The sequence below is a fragment of the Hyphococcus sp. genome (assembly GCF_041986965.1).
In the GTDB taxonomy this organism is placed as follows: domain Bacteria; phylum Pseudomonadota; class Alphaproteobacteria; order Caulobacterales; family Parvularculaceae; genus Hyphococcus.
Genome location: NZ_JBHIXB010000001.1, coordinates 166,715 through 183,113, shown reverse-complemented (window position 1 = coordinate 183,113; position 16,399 = coordinate 166,715). Strand labels below are relative to the sequence as shown.

The window sequence follows — 16,399 nt, the reverse complement described above, 5'->3', positions numbered from 1 at the left end:
GAGACGCCTGGCGGCCCTGTTTTGATCGGACCGCATTTCCGCAGTATGGCGCCTATCGGCCGGGGACGGAACGTCCCATGGGGCGGCTTTGGGGCGTTTACCTGCCGTTAACCACAAGATTCGATGGATAAAGGCTATGGCGGCCAAAAAGCGCAGGAAATCGACTAAGCGCAGACCCGCCGCGCGGCGGGGTCGGGCTTCGTCTGCGCGGCGCCGGCGCGGGACTGTGTCCCGGCGCAAACGCAAAAGCGCCGCTATTCGTTTTGAGCCTTTTGCCCGCGCAGCCGCGGAGCTTGGCGTTTTCGCCTTCACCGCGCTGATCGGACTTGCGGCGCTGTTCGCCTATTTCGCGAGTGACCTGCCGGACCCGGCGGGTCTGTGGCGCGAAGGCGGCGGGCCCAGCGTTACGCTCCTCGCCGCCGACGGAGCGCCCATCATGCTGCAGGGCGTGGCGCAGGGCGCGCCTTTGCGGTTATCGCAATTGCCGGATCATGTGCCTGAAGCGGTGATGGCTGTTGAAGACCGGAATTTTTATCATCATTTCGGCGCTAACCCGGTGTCGATTGTCCGGGCGCTGATCGTCAACGCCAATGAAGGCGCCGTGCGGCAGGGTGGCTCGACGATCACGCAGCAGCTCGCGAAGAATGTTTTCCTCTCAAGCGACCGCACCATAAAGCGCAAGATTCAGGAGCTGATGCTGGCTTTCTGGCTGGAGCGGAAATTCACCAAGGATGAAATTCTGACGCTCTATCTCAATCGGGTGTATTTCGGCGCCGGCGCCTATGGGGTTGATGCGGCGAGCTATCGCTATTTCGGCAAATCCGCGCGTCATCTGTCGGTCGGCGAGGCGGCGGTGCTTGCAGGGTTGTTGAAAGCGCCGTCCCGTTATTCTCCCACCTCCAATCCGGAAGATTCAGGAAAGCGCGGGCGCCTTGTCATTGAGCAAATGGTGACGGCAAAGTTTCTCACGCGCGCAGAAGCCGATACGGCGATTGCGGCGCCGGTGCTTCTTGCCGCGCCGCGTTTCGAGGCCGCGCCCTATTTTGTTGATCATGCGCTTAAAGAAGTGCGGGCGCTCACAGCAGGCGTTGACGCCGATTTTATCGTTCGCACCACTTTTGATCCAAGGGTGCAAGCTGCCGCGGAAACCGGGCTGCTCGCCGGTCTCGCGATGGCGGGCGACGGTCTCACCGGCGTTGAGGCGGCGGCGATTATTATTGACGGCGAAGGCGCGGTGCGTGGCATGATTGGCGGGCGTGATTATACGAGGAGCCAATATAACCGGGCGACCCAGGCAAAGCGTCAGCCGGGCTCGGCGTTCAAGCCTTTTGTCTATCTTGCGGGGCTCACGCGCGGTGAAACGCCGGACTCGGCGGTGCTTGATGCGCCGATTGAAATCGGCGCCTATGCGCCGGGCAACTACAAAGACAAATATTATGGCGAAGTAAGCTTGCGCGAAGCGCTGGCGCGGTCATTGAACAGCGCGGCGGTGCGTGTGCAGGAGCGAACCGGGCGGGCTTTTGTGCGTGAGACCGCGCGCCGTATGGGCTGGGCGGGCGAGCTTACATCCGGCCCGTCGCTGGCGCTTGGCGTCGACGCCGTTTCACCGCTGCAGCTTGCGACCGCTTATGCGCCATTCGCCAATGGGGGGTTCCGGGTTGCGCCGCATGTCATCGACAGGATCGAAACCACCGATGGCGATCTGGTCTATCAGCGCAAGGGCTCGATCATCGAAGAGGCGGCCCCGGCCAGCGCCATCGCCGAAACCAATGATATGCTGGCGAGCGTTGTGGTGTGGGGGACGGGGCGAGCGGCTGCGGTTCCCGGTTATCGGGTCGCCGGAAAGACCGGCACGTCGCAGGAAAGCCGGGACGCCTGGTTCGCCGGCCATGCCGGCGGTCTTGTCGGCGTCGTCTGGCTGGGTCGCGACGACAATAAGCCGATGGACAACATCACTGGCGGTCGCGCGCCTGCGGTCATCTGGCGGGAGATCTTTTCACGGGCGTTGCCGCCCGCAACTTACAGTCCGCAAGTTCCGCAGCGCGATGACATCGACCCGATTGCGGCGATCCTTCACGCAGGCGGCTGATGGCGCGTCGCATCCGGCGTTACGCCATACGCGTAGAGCGCAGGGCCATGGGCGTTGAGCCAATCAGCGGCGCCGCGCGCATCGGCGCCAAGGTCGCGCACGACGCGCCAGAATGCGGGGGAATGATCCATGTGAACAAGATGAGCGCATTCATGGGCCGCGACATAGTCGAGAATTTCCATCGGCGCAAAAATCAGACGCCAGCAAAACGACATATCGCCTTCCGATGAACATGAGCCCCAACGCGTCCGCGTGTCGCGAATGCGCAAGGCGCCTCGTTTTTTTCCAAGCTCGGCGCAATGAAAGTCGACGCGTTCCATCAGTTTTTTGCGCGCCTGACGTTTTAGCCAGTCGCAAACCCGGCGGTTCAGGTGTTCCGGAGCCCCGCCGACGCGAATAACCGGTATCAACTCGTTGTCGATATGCGGGGCGCCGCGCAATTTTTCATCATGAATGATGATATGATCTGCGCCTTCATAGGGAAATTTCATGCCGCTCACGAACGGCCTGGCGCGCAGATTGTCGCAAAGCTGGCTGGCGATCCAGTCGACTCGTTCATGAGCGAATCGAATCGCTTCCGGCACGGCGCGCTTTGAGGGGGCCGTCACATGAATTTCCCCAGCTACCGGATCGACCTTGAGAATCAGCCGTTTGGCGCGGCGATTGACGCGGGTGATCAAGGGCGTCGCGCGCGCGCCGATATTGATTTCGGTTCGGGTGATATGATTCATCGCCATAAGGGGGTACGCTCTCACAAACCTCTATCCTTGCCGGTTTCGCCCAAAGATCAATTTGTTTTGAGGCGTCGGCGACATTTTTTTTAGCGCCGGCATACGGTAAAGACCAATCTGATGAACGCCCCGCAACCAACGCCCATGATGATGCAGTATCTCGCCATCAAGGAACAGGCGGGCGATGCGCTTCTTTTTTATCGCATGGGTGATTTTTACGAATTGTTTTTTGATGATGCGGTCGCCGCGTCGGCGGCCCTTGATATTGCCCTAACGAAACGCGGACAGCATGCGGGCCAGGACATTCCGATGTGCGGCGTGCCGTTTCACGCTTATGAGTCCTATCTCGCCAAGCTGATCCGCGCCGGGTTCAAGGTTGCTATCTGCGAACAAATGGAAAGCCCGGAGGCGGCGAAGAAGCGCGGTTCGAAGTCTGTCGTCAAACGCGAGATTATTCGCACGGTGACGCCGGGAACAATCATCGAAGACTCGCTGCTCGATGCGCGGTCGAACAATTTTCTGGCGGCGCTGGCGCTCTTGCGCGACGGCGCGGAGGCGGCGCTTTCCTGGGTCGATGTCTCTACCGGCGAATTGTCCGTGCGTGAGACGAGCCTTGATAATCTCGCCGCAGATCTTGCCGCTGTGTCGCCAAAGGAACTAGTCGCGCCCGATCTTGAAGAAGACCATCCCTGGCGCGAGATTTTGTCGGCGCGCGAAGGCGCCATGACGATCACGCGTCAGGCGGCGCATCTGTTCGATTCCACCAGCGGTCAGCGGCGGATCATGGAAACCTATAATGTGGGGTCGCTGGACGGCTTCGGCGATTTTTCCCGAGCTGAATGCGGCGCTCTCGGCGCGCTGTTGAATTATGTGACCCTGACCCAGGCGGGGCGGCTTCCGTCGCTCAATCCGCCCCGGCGCGCGGCGCTTTCGGAAACTATGGTGATAGACGCCGCTACGCGCGTCTCGCTTGAGCTTTTGCAAACACAGAGCGGCGCCAGAAAAGGCTCTCTTCTCTGGGCGGTCGATCGCACGGTGACGGGCGCCGGCGCGCGGCTGCTCGCGTCGCGGATTTCATCGCCGCTCACCGATATTGCGGCGATCAGCGCGCGGCATGATGCGGTCGGTTTTTTTGATGCGCAAAAAGACCTGGCTGACGACGTGCGCAAGCGGCTGAAAGAAACGCCGGACGCGGCGCGCGCGTTGTCCCGGCTTGCTGCCGAGCGCGGCGGACCGCGCGATCTCGCGGCTTTGCGCGATGCGTTGATGCGCGCGCGGGAAATCGCCGGACTGTTGTCTGCCGACAGCGCCGCCTTGCCGGCGCTCCTGCGCCGGGCGGTGGAGACGCTTGAGAACAGACAAGGCGAAGGTTTTTCAGCGCTCATCACCAAGTTGCGTGAGGCGCTCAGCGAAGACCTGCCCATGCTGGCGCGCGACGGCGGCTTTATCGCGAAGGGCTATGACGCCGGTCTCGATTCGGTGCGGATGCTGCGTGACGAATCCCGCCGCGTCATCGCCGGTCTTGAATCGAAATACCGCGAACTTGCCGGTCTGAAAACGCTCAAGATCAAACATAACAATGTGCTTGGTTATTTTGTGGAGACCCCGCCGTCACAGGGCGACAAGTTGATGGCCGCGCCGTTGAGCGAAACCTTCATTCATCGCCAGACGCTGGCGAGCGCCGTGCGGTTCACCACCGGAGAACTCGCCGATCTCGACGCGAAGATCACGCGCGCGCGCGATGAAGCGCTGGCGCGCGAGCTTGAACTGTTCGAAACCTTGTGCGCGGCTGTGACAGAGCGCCGTCAGGATATCGCCGCCGCGGCCGCCGCGCTCGCCGAAGTCGATGTCGCCGCGGGCGGCGCCGTCCTCGCGCTGGAGCAGCGCTATGTCCGGCCGAAAATGGAAGAGAGCCTTGCTTTCGACATCAAAGGCGGGCGCCACCCTGTGGTCGAGCGCGTCAGCGGCGATGCTTTCATCGCCAATGACTGCATGCTGGGCGAGCCCGAAGAGGCGCGGCTGTGGCTTGTCACCGGCCCGAACATGGCGGGCAAGTCGACCTTTCTGCGCCAGAATGCGTTGATCGCGATCCTGGCGCAGGCGGGGCTCTATGTGCCCGCAAGCGAGGCGCAGATCGGCGTGGTCGATCGTGTTTTTTCCCGTGTCGGCGCCTCCGACGATCTTGCGGGCGGCCGCTCGACTTTCATGGTGGAAATGGTGGAGACGGCCGCGATCCTCAATCAGGCGACGGATCGCTCGCTTGTCGTGCTCGATGAAATCGGCCGCGGCACTTCGACCTTTGACGGCATGTCGATCGCCTGGGCGGCGGTCGAGCATCTGCATGACGTCAATCGCTGTCGCGGCCTGTTCGCGACGCATTATCACGAACTGACGGCGCTCGCGGAAAAGCTGGCCCGCCTCCACAATGTCTCCATGAAAGTGCGCGAATGGAAAGGCGATGTCGTCTTTCTGCATGAAGTTGCGTCCGGCCCTGCCGACCGGTCATACGGCGTTGCGGTTGCGCGTCTTGCGGGGCTTCCGCCGAAAGCGGTGAAGCGCGCCGAAGCGGTGTTGAAACTGCTTGAGGAGCGGGGCCAGGGCAGCGGCGCCATGTCGGAGTTGCCGCTCTTTGCAGCGGCGCTTGATGCGCCCCGGGATGAGACAGAAACTGAAGCTTGTCATGAAACTGTCATTGTAGACGCACTTAATGCGCTCGATCCGGACGCCATGACGCCGCGCGAGGCGCTCGAATCGCTTTACCGGTTGAAATCCATTTTGGATGAGCTATAGGGCGCACAAATTACGCGTCCAAGCTTGCCCTTTTTGGGGTTGGGCAAAGGCGAAATCGGCAAGGCTCTAGGCATGACATTCCGCTTGAACCTCATCGTCGCGGCGTTCTTCTCCCTTCTCGCCGCAAGCGCCGCCATGGCGCAATCATCCGTGTCCGTCATAAATGAAGGCGTCGCCGCCTATCGCGCCGGCGATGCGGCGCGCGCATGGGCGCTGCTGGATGACGGTGCGTCGAAGGGCGACGTCAAAGCGAAGCGCTATCTCGCCTATATCATTCTGGATGGCGACGCGCCGGCAGATGCGGGCGTGGATCTTTTTGGCGGCGTTGCGCTCCTCAAAGAGGCGGCGGCCAGCGGCGATTATATGGCGCTTATCAGGCTCGAAGATTTGCGGCGTCAGCGTCTGGCGCATAGCCCCAGCCTTGACGATATGATTGCGCTGGAAGCCTCTCGTGCGGAAAATGGCGATCCGGTGGCGGCCTGGCGGCTTGCGGAACGCTTTGAAACTGGCGACGGCGTTGCTGTTTCACTCGCCGATGAGGCGAAATGGCTGGAAGTCGCGGCTGAGGCGAACACCGCTCATTTTCCCAAGGCGCCGGAGGCGGCCTATCGACTTTGCATGTTGAACGCGCTTGACGGCGAGATGCAAAACCCGGCGGCGGCGCGGCGCTGGTGCGCCCAGGCGGCCCAAAACGGCCATACCGGGGCGACCATCGTTCTGAAAAGGCTGGCGCAACTGCAGGATTGATTAAGTTCCCTTTCTTTCGCCGGGACGCCAGGGCAGTTGAAATTATGGGCGCCGCGCGCGACAATGCGGGCGTAGCCGCACCCCGCACCCTCTTGTTCGCAATCTTGTGACCAACCCTTCAACGCCTTCAGGCGACACATCCACTCCCGCGAACCAGTCGCTGGATGAGCAGATTGCTGCGGCGATGGCCGCAGAGCGTGCGGGCCAAGCCCATGGCGCGACGGGGAAGGTCCTGAAGCGTGCGCTGCTGGACCTTCGTCGCCAGACCATGCGGGATGTCGTTCGCGGCGACAGGATTGCGGCGCGGCTGTCCAGGGGCGTCGACAATATAGTCCGGACCTTGTTTCTTTTGTCGAAAGACGGGATCGCCAAGGAGATCGCCGTTTGCGCCGTCGGCGGGTATGGCCGGTCGGAGCTTGCGCCCTATTCAGACATTGACCTTTTGTTTCTTCACCGCCCGCAAGCGGAAAAGACGCTGCGCGATACGCTGAACAAACTTCTCTATCCCTTATGGGATTCCGGCGTGAAGCTGGGATATGCAGCGCATACGCCAGCAAGCGCGGTGGAGTTCGCCAAGGGCGATATGGTCGCCCGCACCGCATATCTGGATGCGCGCTTTCTGTGTGGCGCCAAGGATGTTTATGACGAATTTCACGAGGCTTACGACAAGCTTCGCCGCAGGAGCGTTCCGGAATTCGTCGCCGCCAAGCTTGAAGAACAAAGTGAGCGACAGGCGAAATCTTTTGAAACCCGGTATCTGGTCGAGCCGGATATAAAAGAAGGCAAGGGTGGGTTGCGCGATTTGCAGACCATCCGCTGGATTTACCGTTACGCCTTTGGCGACATTTTGAATGACAAGGCGACGGCGGATAAAATCGTCGGCAAGGCTGAGCGCCAGACCATCGTCAAGGCGAAGCGGTTTTTGTGGTCGGTGAGGGCACATCTCCATGACCTGCGCGGGCGCGCCGACGAAAAGCTGACCTTTGACGTGCAGCCGGAAATCGCCGCGCGGCTCGGCTATGCCGACCGCTCGAACATGACGGCGGCTGAACGATTGATGAAGCACTATTTCGTCAATGCGGTGGAAGTGGGGCGCCTTACAAGGATCTTGTGCACCCGGCTTGAAGAAGAGCGCACGATGCGCCTTCCGCGTCTTCCCAAACTGCTGCCGAAAGCGCTGCAAACAGACGAGGCGCCGGGAAAACCGAATCTGCGTATCAAGAACGGTCGGCTTGATTTTGAAAGCCCGGCGAAGGCGCGCCGTCAGCCGCGGGATTTCTTCAGGCTTTTTCGGGCCTTCGGCAAACAGCCCAAGTTTGATTTTCATCCCGATGCCCTGGCGTTAATCGCCCATGAAACGCCAAGCGTGACGCTTGAGGTGCGCCGAGATCCCATCATCGCGAAATTGTTTGCTGGCATTTTGACCGACAGCGAAGACCCGGCGCGGGTGCTGCGCATCATGACCGAGACCGGTCTGCTCGGGAAATATATTCCCGCTTTCGGCTCCATAGTGGGGCGCATCGATTACGGGCTTTACCGGCGCTTCACGCTCGATGAACATGTGCTTCGCTGTATAAGTCTGCTGGCGAATATATATCGCGGCGAGCTGCAGGAAGATCATCCCATCGCCACGCATATCGTCCGCAATGCCGACAGTCCGCTTCTCTATTTTTACGGCGTGCTGCTCCATGAGGCGCGCTGGTCGCTGAAAGAACCATCGGCCGATGCTTGCGAAAAGCTTGTGATCAGAGTGACCAAGCGTCTCGGATTATCGCCGGAAGACGCGGCGCTGGCCGGCTGGGCGGCGGCGCGTCATTTGATGCTGGTCCGGACGGCGGAGCGCCGCAATCTCACTGAGGCTCACGCGATTTCTGAATTTGCGCAGTCAGTCGGGTCGCGCGCTCACCTTGATCTGATGCTGGTGTTGTCGGTCTGCCATTTGCGTGTAGTAGGCCTTCAATCCTGGGATGAGATGACGCGCCGGCGCCTTTCCGAGCTTTATGACGCGACGGCGTTGTGGTTCGAACATGGCGAGGCGGCGCTGGAGAAAAAACTTGCAGATCGCGCCGTCCTGGTCCGCCAGGAGGCGCATGCGCGGCTTACAGGCTGGAGCACGGAGGAAAAGAGGGCCTTTTTGGATCGCCTCGACGATTCAATGATGCGCTCTCTCGATCCGGACATTATCGTCCGTTTTGCGACGCTCGCGCGCGCTGCGGAAAAGGACGCGGCCAATAGCGCTGTCGTCGTGACGCCGCGCGATGGAGACCTTGAGGCGATTGTCTATACCGATGACCGCGCGGGATTGCTTGCTGATCTCGCCGGCGCCGTCGCATCGACCGGCATGAGCCTCAGGACGGTGCAGGCGCTCACCACCAGTGACGGCAAAGCGATCGACATTTTTATCGTTCAGTCGCCGGACGGCATACCCGTTGAAGATATGGAGCAGGGACGCCGGCTCCATGAAGCGCTTTTGACCGCCGCTTCGGCGCATCCCGAAAAGCCGCCGGAGCTGCGCCGGCGCATCGGCGACCGGCGGGGCATCTTTTCCGTGGAGCCGAGCGTGCGCATTGAGGCCGGGGCGTCAACGGAGGCGACTGTCGTGGAGACAGAGGGGCTCGACCGGCCCGGGCTTCTCTTTGAGCTGACGCAGGCCCTTGCCCAGGAGGGGGCGACCATCACCTCCGCCCATATTTCGACTTATGGGGAACGCGCTGTGGACGCGTTTTACCTCCAGAACCGGGATGGTGGAAAGTTGAGCGACAAGGCTTCGCTCGCCCGCATTAAAAAGGCGCTGGGCGAGGTGCTGGCGTCTGGTTCTGGGGCGTGAACCGGTCTAATCCGGCGACATCCATGAGCGGCAATATTTTCAAATCCCTGGCGACAGTTAGCGGCATGACTATGGCGAGCCGCGTTCTCGGCTTTGTGCGCCAGATTTTCATGGCCGGCATTATCGGGGCCGGAGGCAATCCGGTGGCGGACGCTTTCTGGGCGGCGTTTCGCTTGCCGAACATGTTTCGGCGGCTTTTCGCCGAAGGGGCCTTTCACGCCGCTTTTATCCCCATGTTTCAGGGGCGGCGCGTTGAAGGCGATGAGCGTGATGCAAAGGCCTTCGCGGAAGAGGTTCTTTCCGGTCTTATCTTTATACTGACGATTTTAACGGCGCTGGTGGAAATCGCCGCGCCGGCCTTTGTCTTCCTGCTGGCGTCCGGTTTTGAAGATGATCCGGAGAAATTCGCGCTGACGACTTTCTACACGCGCATCATGTTTCCCTATCTGATGATGATGTCGCTTGTCGGGCTATATAGCGGCATTTTGAATTCTCTCGGCCGCTTCGCGGCGGCCGCGGCGGCCCCGATTGCGCTCAATGTGTTCATGATCGGCGCGTTGTTGCTTTACGCCAACGCGGAGATCCGTGTCTCGGGCGAGGCTGTCGCCTGGGGCGTTTCCCTTGGCGGCGTGGCGCAGCTCGCGCTGCTCATTTTCGGCGCATGGCGGCAGGGTTATCTTTTAAAGCTGCGCATGCCGCGGATGACGCCGGGCGTCAAACGCCTGTTGGCCCTTGGGGCGCCCGGTTTCATCAGCGCCGGCGCTGTGCAGATCAATCTCATTATCGGCACGAATATCGCCAGCCAGGAGCCGGGCGCCGTGTCCTGGCTCATGAACGCCGACCAGCTTTATCAGCTGCCCTTGTCGGTGATCGGGATTGCGCTGGGCGTCGTGTTGCTGCCCATGCTCTCGGCGCGGGTGAAAGCCGGCGATGAAGTTGGCGCGTCGCGCGCGCTTAATCGCTCGCTTGAATTATCAGCCTTGCTAAGCCTTCCCGCCGCGGCGGCGTTTCTCATCATGGGCGTGCCGATCTGTGACGCGCTGTTTCGCGGGCTGGCGGGTGATGCGCTCAGCATATTTGGCGTTCACCGTTCCGCTTTCACACCGGAAGACGTCAGGCAAACGGGCCTTGCGCTTGGCGTGTTTGGCGCCGGACTGCCCGCTTTTGTCTGGCACAAGATTTTCTCACCCGCCTATTTCGCGCGGGAGGACACGAAAACGCCCATGCGCTATGCGTTGATTGCGATTGGCGTCAATGCGGGGCTCTCACTGGCGCTGTTTCCGTTTTTCGGCTTCATCGCCGTCGCCTTCGCCACGTCTTTCGCCGCATGGTTGCAGGTCGTTCTTCTCGCGCAGCGGCTTTATCGCCAGCATCTGTTCCGGCCCAGCGCCAAGCTGATGAGTCGGTTCGGGCGGATCGTAATCGCCGTTCTCGGGATGAGCGTATTTCTCATATGGGCGCTGAGCCTGACGCCGACTTTTGCCGGCTGGGTCTGGGACCGGGAGTGGGTCGTCGTGGTGGCGCTCTCAGGCGCTGGGGCCGCAATCTACAGCGTTCTCGCCTATGCGCTTGGCGCCGTGCGTCTCGCCGACTACAAGACGGGCCCCGGCGGGAAATAACCCGCCCTCTTGTGAAAATCCGAAAGAGCCTATCAATGAGCGGTTATCAGGGTCCCATGCGCGTTTTATCAGGCATTCAGACGTCTGGCGAAATGCATCTCGGCAACTATATCGGCGCGATCCGCAAGTTCGTCGCGCTTCAGCACGAATATGATTGCCATTATTTTCTCGCCGACATGCATGCGATCACTGTCTGGCAAGAACCCGAGCAGCTTCGCCGTCAGATCCGTCACATTGCGGCGTCTTACCTGGCGGCTGGCATCGATCCCGAAATCGCAACCGTTTTTCCTCAGTCAATGGTGCGCGCTCATGCAGAGCTCGCCTGGATTTTCAATTGCGTTGCGCGCCTCGGCTGGCTCGACCGCATGACCCAGTTCAAGGAAAAAGCCGGCAAGAACGCCGAGCGTTCGTCGGTGGGTCTTTACACTTACCCCGTGCTTCAGGCCGCGGACATCCTCGTCTACAAGGCGACGCATGTGCCTGTCGGCGAGGACCAGAAGCAGCATCTTGAGCTCTCGCGCGATATCGCCGGCAAGTTCAATCACGACTTCAAGCAGGAGGGTTTTTTCCCGCTGCCTGAGCCGTTAATCAAGGGCGGTCAGTTCGGCGATGCGGGCGCGCGCATCATGTCCCTGAAGGACGGGTCGAAGAAAATGTCGAAATCCGATCCGTCGGAAAACGCCTGCATCTTTCTTCGGGACGACGCCGATACGATTGCGCGCAAAATCAAGAAGGCGAAGTCGGATGCTGACGTCCTGCCGTCTGAACCGGACGGCCTTGAAGGCCGGGCGGAGGCGGCGAACCTCGTCGCTATTTATGCGGCGTTGTCGGGAAAATCGTCTGCGGATATTCTTTCCGAATTTGGCGGACAGGGTTTTGGCGCCTTCAAGCCGGCGCTTGCAGACCTTGTCGTTGAAAAGATCGCGCCGATTGGTGAAGAACTGCGCCGGCTCGAAAGCGATCCTGCACATCTTGATGCGATCTTGACGGCGGGCGCGGAAAAAGCGGCGATTATCGCCGACCAGACGGTCAAAGAAGTGAAAGAGGTCGTCGGCTTTCTTGTCTAGGCCTGAAAAAGCGTCTCGTAGCGGGCGGCGACGCTTTTCAGATCGATGCCGTTGAGGAAGGTCGAGTAAGCGAGATAGGAGAGGAGCCAGCGTAAATCCGTCGCCCAGGGCGGCAGATAGCGCGGCTCCGCCAACAAACCTTCGTCGCGCAGGAACTTCATGGCGGCGAGATCGTCGAGGTCTATTTTTCCGGCGAAAAGCAGGCGGATATAGGCGGCGTCGCCCTCCCGCACGGCTGTGCGCAGATAGTTGTGCACTTCAAGAAGGCCCTGAAGATAGATTGAGTCCTTCGTAAAGGGCCCGCCGCCATTGACGAGACCGCCGCGCACAACCCTGCGCGCGCTTTCAAACGCTTCGAACGGCGCATCCTTTTCGCTGCGTTCGCGGAAGAATTGATAAAGCTGGATAAAGTCGGCGCCTTCCGCCGACATGTGGATGGCGATGACGCGGTCGGCGAGACGCTTAAAGCGGCGCGGATCGAGCGCGCCCGAAATAAACTCTGCGAAAACGGCGAGGCCTTCCTGTGTCCGGGCATTGCCGGGATAGGCTTCGCCAAGAATAGGGAAATGCGGCTGCGCGACGCCGTTAAGGCCGGTCGCGATATGGACGAGGGCTTCATGTTGCAAAAGTTGCTGTTCGTCGAGATCGGAAAACAAGGCGTCTTCGCGCAGCTTGATATAGTCGCGCCCCGCCGCTGCTTTGGCGGACACATTGGACGTGATGTCGATGCGCGGCGCCGCCTTGCCGAAATATTCCGGCAGAGCGGCGTCAAGCCGCGCTTTCAGCGCCGCCGCCGAGAGTTCCGGCGCTGGCTCAAGCCGGTCTGCGGGCGCATCGAATTCACTCAACAGCGTATCGAGACGTCTTGCAAGATCGAGCGCCGTTGTCTTGCCGTCAGCGACGGGTGAGGTCGGGCCGCCATAAAGCGCGCGGGAATGGCCGTGAAACATCGGCGTGCCGACAACGCTCAGAAGAAGGGCGGTTTCTTCCGTGATGTCAGCGAAACGCATCAACCATTGATGCGCCTCGCTTGAGCCGTCGATCATCGCCCGTGCGCGCAGGACAAGCTCCAGGGAAGGTGTCGGGTTAACGGGGGCATATTCGGGGCGGGGTGGTTCTTTCTCGCCGCTTTTGAAAAAGGCGTCGGCGTGCGCGCGATCCCAGCTCAGGGTGCGCAGGACCGGCAAGCGCTTTTCCGCTTCTTCCAGAAGGGCGGCCGCCTGTTTCAGTTTTTCGAGTTCCGGTTTGGAGAGAGCCGCCGCCATAAGGTCCTGAAAAATTCAGCAATCCCGGCATGTTAGAAGCAATCGGCACGGAAATGAACCGATTTGCGCGGGATGGCGACTTACTATTCAAAGAAGGAAAAAGCGAGGCCAGCCCTCATGTCCCGGCGTAAGGCGCGCATCTTTGACGAATATCTGGCGGCGTCAGCTCGCGCCGGCGACCGCGCCGCCTTTGCGCGGCTCGCGGAGCGCTGGCAGCCGAAGCTGCTGGCTCACGCTTACCGCCTGCTCGGTGACGGAGAGGCGGCGCGCGACGCGGTTCAGGAGGCGTGGGCCGATATCGTAAGAGGCCTGTCGCGTCTTGATGATGCGCGCGCTTTTCCGGCCTGGGCCTATCGCATCGTGACGCGGCGGGCGGCGGATATAATTCGCAAACGCCAGCGCGATCGCAAATTGAGCGCTGCTTATTCGTCGGAGACGAAATCTGCGTTGCAATATGAGGCGCCTGTTGAAGCAATCGCCGACGCAGGACCTTTGCGGGCTGCGATGGTCACGCTTCCCGCTGAGCAGCGGGCGGCCATTGCGCTTTTTTATACGGAAGATTTCAGCGTCGCAGAAATTGCGGCGGCGCTGAATGTGCCGGCGGGCACGGTGAAAACCCGCCTGATGCATGCGCGGCGCAAGTTACGCGCCGCCCTGGAAGGAGTCTAAGCTCATGGATGATCTTGATCGGAAAATTGAAGAAGCCTTGAATGCTGAAGATCGTGCGCTTCTCGGGAGCTTTGAGGAGCAGGGCCTGTTCGGCCAGGTCTTTGGAATTTACAGCGGCAAGCTCGGCGCTCTTGCGCTCTTTGCAACGCTCCTCACCCTCGTTCTTTTCGGCGGCGCGGTTTATTGCGGCTGGAAGTTCTTCGAGGCGACGGCCGCCATTGATGCTGCGCGCTGGGGCGCCGGCGCCGTCATGCTGATGGTGATGGTCGGGTTTTTGAAAATCTGGTTCTGGATGCGCATGGAATCGAACCGTATCCTGCGCGAAGTGAAGCGTCTCGAATTGCAATTGGCGCGCCGGCAGGGCACACAAGCCTGACAAGGGCTGGCGCTGACAAAAGGAGATGCGGACGTGAAATACATGATGGCGGTCATCGCGCTCGCATGTCTTGCCGGTTGCGGAAAGGCAAATGACGTGAAAGCGGAATCTGTTGTCCGGTTTGCGACCTTCAATGTTTATCTCAATCGCCCGAGCGAAGGCGCACTGATTGAGGATTTGAAAACAGGCGATACGGCGCAGGCGCAAAAGGTCGCCGAGATCATTCAGCGCGTCGCGCCGGATGTCCTTTTGCTCAATGAATTTGACTATGATGCGGCGGGCGAAGGGCTGGCGCTTTTTCAGGAAAAGTATCTTGGCGTTTCGCAAAACGGCGCTGCGCCCGCGCTTTATCCTTATGTTTATGTCGCGCCGTCCAATACGGGGCTGGCTTCAGGCCGTGACTTTGATCGCGACGGCGTCGTGACGATAGAGCCCGGCTCGCGCGCCTATGGCGGCGATGCGTTCGGCTATGGCGAGTTTCCCGGACAATACGCCATGGCCCTCCTGTCGAAATATCCGATTGATGAAGCGGGCGTCAGAACGTTTCAGACTTTCCTCTGGAAAGACATGCCGGGCGCCATGTTGCCTGACGATGCGGCGACGCCTGAGCCTGACGACTGGTACAGCGCCGAGGCGCTTGAGGTCTTCCGGCTTTCCTCCAAGAACCATTGGGATGTGCCGGTGATCATTGGCGGCGCGCGCGTGCATGTGCTGGCGAGCCATCCGACGCCGCCGAGCTATGACGGCGAGGAAGACCGGAACGGCAAACGCAACCACGATGAGCTTCGTTTGTGGGCTGATTACATCGCCGGCGATCCTGAGAGTTATATTTACGACGACAAAGGCATGCGCGGCGGTCTGGCGGCGGGCGAGCGCTTTGTAATTATGGGCGATCTCAACGCCGACCCCCATGACGCCGGGGCGGTTCCGGGCGCCATCGGACAATTGCTGACCTCGCCGCTGGTCGCCGATGCGCCGTTTCCCAAAAGCACGGGCGGCGCCGAACAGGCGGCGCTGCAAGGCGGCGCGAATGAGAGCCATGAAGGCGATCCGGCAGAGGACACGGCGGATTTCAACGACGACCCGGAGGCCGGCGTCGGCAATCTCCATCTCGACTATGTCATCGTTTCAAAAGCCGGTTTGAAAGAAATTGCCTCGGGCGTGTTCTGGCCGGGTCCCGAAGATGAGCACTACGATTTGCTCGGGCCCGGCTTTCCCGTAGAAAGCTCGGACCACCGTCTGGTGTGGCGCGACCTGCAAGTCGTCGAAGAGTGATCGCGCTCTAGAATGTCGCGGCGAACAGCTCCTGACTGGGGCCGAAACCCGCGCGTTTCATACCGTCAGAATTCCAGGCGAAAGCCACATCCCCTTCGCGCGACACCGCAATGACGCCGCCGTCGCCGCCAAGCCGGGCGACGTCCTTGATGAGGCCCGCGGCCGCCGTCTGAAGATCAGAGCCCTGATAGCGCACCCGGCTCGCCACATCCTGCGCGCCGCCGGCGAGAATGAAATATTCGCCGAGCCCGGTGCAGGACGCGCCGACAAATTCGTCGGCCCAGGTGCCGGATCCGATCAGCGGCGTGTCGCCGACACGGCCTTCCAGCTTGCCGAAGACGCCGCCGGTGGAGGTTGCGGCGGCGATTCGGCCTTCCGCGTCGAGGGCGACGGCGCCGACGGTGCCGTGACCGAGTTCAGCCTGCGTCATCTCTTCCGGTTCGACGCCCACAGGGACGACGTAATAGCTTTCCGGATTGTCGATGAATTCAAGGCTATGTTTGAAGCAGAAATTCTCAGCGCCGCGTCCCGCGAGCATGACATGGGGCGTTAAGTCCATTACCGCGCGCGCGGCTTTCACGGGCGATTTCAGATGTTTCACGGCGGCGACCGATCCCGCCTTGCGGGCGAGCGTCCCGCATTCGCTCGCCATGATGGAGGCGTCGAGCTCGGCGTAGCCGGCGCGGTTCGGGGGCGCCCCCTTGCCGGCGATATAAAGGCCGGACGCCTCCATGTCCTCCACCAGCGCCTCAACCACATCGACGGCGGCGGCGCCGTCATTGAGCATCGTCTCCCCGCGCCGGGCGAGGTCCAGAAGATGCGCTTCGGCTTTGGAATAGTCGCGGCCCTTGCGCGCGCCGGCGCCGCCATGAAGGGCGAGGGCGATTTTTGCTTTTTTGGACATGGGTCCTCCTTTTCGGCGGCATGCTACGCCCGCCCCCCAA

The 16,399-nt window shown here is 60.9% G+C and carries 12 protein-coding genes; 9 read left to right on the top strand and 3 right to left on the bottom strand.

Annotation, left to right across the window (positions count from 1 at the left end):
• Positions 1–226: 226 nt before the first annotated feature.
• Complete coding sequence (locus ACFC5L_RS00855; protein WP_375202177.1) at positions 227–2,089, top strand: transglycosylase domain-containing protein; 1,863 nt, start codon at positions 227–229, stop codon at positions 2,087–2,089.
• On the opposite strand, the gene ACFC5L_RS00850 is transcribed toward ACFC5L_RS00855, so the two are convergent.
• Positions 2,074–2,826 (bottom strand): M48 family metallopeptidase, encoded by a 753-nt coding sequence (locus tag ACFC5L_RS00850; RefSeq protein ID WP_375202178.1) that lies wholly within the window; start codon positions 2,824–2,826, stop codon positions 2,074–2,076. The genes ACFC5L_RS00855 and ACFC5L_RS00850 overlap by 16 nt on opposite strands.
• 114 nt (positions 2,827–2,940) lie before the next feature.
• Between ACFC5L_RS00850 and mutS the strand changes: the two genes are divergently transcribed.
• From mutS to trpS, 5 genes are all read left to right on the top strand, one after another.
• Complete coding sequence (gene mutS / locus ACFC5L_RS00845; protein ID WP_375202179.1) at positions 2,941–5,610, top strand: DNA mismatch repair protein MutS; 2,670 nt, start codon at positions 2,941–2,943, stop codon at positions 5,608–5,610.
• A gap of 72 nt (positions 5,611–5,682) precedes the next feature.
• Positions 5,683–6,357 carry a hypothetical protein gene (locus ACFC5L_RS00840; RefSeq protein WP_375202180.1) on the top strand — a complete coding sequence of 225 codons (675 nt, stop codon included), beginning with the start codon at positions 5,683–5,685 and terminating at the stop codon, positions 6,355–6,357.
• A 106-nt stretch (positions 6,358–6,463) separates the two neighbouring features.
• Positions 6,464–9,184, top strand: coding sequence for a [protein-PII] uridylyltransferase (gene glnD, locus ACFC5L_RS00835; RefSeq protein WP_375202181.1), 2,721 nt, complete (start codon positions 6,464–6,466; stop codon positions 9,182–9,184).
• Positions 9,185–9,207: 23 nt separating this feature from the next.
• Positions 9,208–10,803 (top strand): murein biosynthesis integral membrane protein MurJ, encoded by a 1,596-nt coding sequence (murJ, locus tag ACFC5L_RS00830; RefSeq protein WP_375202182.1) that lies wholly within the window; start codon positions 9,208–9,210, stop codon positions 10,801–10,803.
• Positions 10,804–10,838: 35 nt separating this feature from the next.
• Positions 10,839–11,870, top strand: coding sequence for a tryptophan--tRNA ligase (gene trpS / locus ACFC5L_RS00825; RefSeq protein WP_375202183.1), 1,032 nt, complete (start codon positions 10,839–10,841; stop codon positions 11,868–11,870).
• On the opposite strand, the gene ACFC5L_RS00820 is transcribed toward trpS, so the two are convergent.
• Positions 11,867–13,135, bottom strand: a complete 1,269-nt coding sequence (locus ACFC5L_RS00820) for a flavohemoglobin expression-modulating QEGLA motif protein (RefSeq protein ID WP_375202184.1) — start codon at positions 13,133–13,135, stop codon at positions 11,867–11,869. The two genes, trpS and ACFC5L_RS00820, sit on opposite strands and share 4 nt — an antisense overlap.
• Before the next feature lie 117 nt (positions 13,136–13,252).
• Between ACFC5L_RS00820 and ACFC5L_RS00815 the strand changes: the two genes are divergently transcribed.
• The 3 genes from ACFC5L_RS00815 to ACFC5L_RS00805 are packed head-to-tail and all read left to right on the top strand — an operon-like array spanning position 13,253 to position 15,455.
• Positions 13,253–13,804 (top strand): RNA polymerase sigma factor, encoded by a 552-nt coding sequence (locus ACFC5L_RS00815; RefSeq protein WP_375202185.1) that lies wholly within the window; start codon positions 13,253–13,255, stop codon positions 13,802–13,804.
• A 4-nt stretch (positions 13,805–13,808) separates the two neighbouring features.
• Entirely contained in the window at positions 13,809–14,180 is a 372-nt protein-coding gene (locus ACFC5L_RS00810) for a DUF6768 family protein (protein WP_375202186.1), read from the top strand.
• Positions 14,181–14,222: 42 nt separating this feature from the next.
• A complete protein-coding gene (locus ACFC5L_RS00805; RefSeq protein WP_375202361.1) occupies positions 14,223–15,455 on the top strand; it encodes an endonuclease/exonuclease/phosphatase family protein in 1,233 nt (410 codons plus the stop codon).
• A 7-nt stretch (positions 15,456–15,462) separates the two neighbouring features.
• Here the strand turns inward: ACFC5L_RS00805 and ACFC5L_RS00800 are convergent, their stop codons facing one another.
• Entirely contained in the window at positions 15,463–16,359 is an 897-nt protein-coding gene (locus tag ACFC5L_RS00800; RefSeq protein ID WP_375202187.1) for an isoaspartyl peptidase/L-asparaginase family protein, read from the bottom strand.
• Positions 16,360–16,399: the final 40 nt, after the last annotated feature.